A 1,400-nucleotide genomic window follows, 5' to 3' on the forward strand; every position below is an offset into this window, starting at 1 on the left:
ATACCCTGCGTCGCGCTCGACAACTGCCCGGACATCTCGCCCATATTATTTCTGAAGCTTTCGCTCATTCCAGAAATGGTCTCCCCGAGATCCAGCTTGAGTGTGCCCAAAACATCGGCAACGTTTTCTCGGAAGCTTTCAATCGCACTCTGCAGTTCGCCTGCCGAGTCGCCGACACGACCGGCTGCGGCTGCCATATCGCCAGATGCCTGCTTCATCGTTGCCAAATTAGAAGTATTCGAATCGACAAACGACTGGATCACCTGACGAGTGGTATTGCTTGCATCCAACAAATTGAGTCCATTCTGAACCTCAGCCTCAAGCAGTGTTTGATTACGCTCCAGAACATCGCGGTTACCAGAAATCTCTTTTTGCAACATACTGCAGATCGAAGTACCAAGCCGATCAATCGAATCGATCAGAATCTTATTGTGCAACTGTATTTGCTTGTTTTCTTTGATTCTGACAACATCAAGCTCTTTCTTGATCTTAATTACGCACCAGCGAAGTCGTCTTTCCTCAAATCCATCCCAAGAAATCCATCCTTTCAATGCGATAAATCCGATGATACCCCAAGTCGAAGTCTTGAATTTGGTTCCTAAGCCCTGCATCATGCCCATCAGGTTGGACATTGCGCCATCTACTCCGCTCGAATTGACTTCAACCAGAATGATAGATGCTTTATTAAGCGCAACGCCAAGACCGAGGAACGTGCCAAGTAGGCCAAAGATCAACAAGATACCTGGCATGATGTCTGCCAATTTCTCAGGACTTGTTGCAACTGCGTGGCAAAGGTCAGTCAACGACCCATGACCAGTGTCGAGATCGTCACTGCTGTCTTCGGTAGTTCCGCCATTCCACTGCTTTTCCCAATTTTCTGGAGTGGCCGCTTTTTTGACAAAGTAGATAGTCGCCAACACGATGGCGAGCATGATCGATCCAAACGTGATTTGTATCGGATCTGCTTCGGGAAGAATAAAAGTCAGTATTTCGATGCTCATGCCGCAAATTCCAGTTGGAGAAGTTGGCTCGTCCGTTGCTGGCTGGCCTCTTCAAAGATATTGGCATAGTCGATGATCAGATCCTTTTCCTCTTCGGAAAGATCTTCCCATGGCTTGCCGTGCTGCGCACAGTCGATGATGATCATCCCAACCCTACCGCCATCTTCTGCCAAGTAACTCCGATCTTCAGCCTCTAACTCTTCCGCAGTCTTTTCAAGAACCTGAATGAAGCCTTCGGCTGCGTAGACATAGTTTCTCATCTCGCGCGTCCTCTTACCCAACGCGTTGAGATCGGCCTTCATCGCAGGCACGTTCACATCAAGATCAGTCAGTAAGTTGGGCACAATAAGTTTTTTCAAAAGTCGAGTTGGTATTTTTCGCCAAAGTTATCAAATACAT

1 protein-coding gene is annotated in these 1,400 nt (G+C 47.6%); it reads right to left on the reverse strand.

The window, feature by feature from the left end; genetic code table 11:
• Positions 1 to 997: 997 nt before the first annotated feature.
• Positions 998 to 1,345 (reverse strand): hypothetical protein, encoded by a 348-nt coding sequence (locus tag CON76_RS08435; protein WP_169929020.1) that lies wholly within the window; start codon positions 1,343 to 1,345, stop codon positions 998 to 1,000.
• Positions 1,346 to 1,400: the final 55 nt, after the last annotated feature.

Origin of the sequence: Macromonas bipunctata (assembly GCF_002837135.1) — a bacterium.
GTDB lineage: Bacteria > Pseudomonadota > Gammaproteobacteria > Burkholderiales > Burkholderiaceae_C > Macromonas_A > Macromonas_A bipunctata.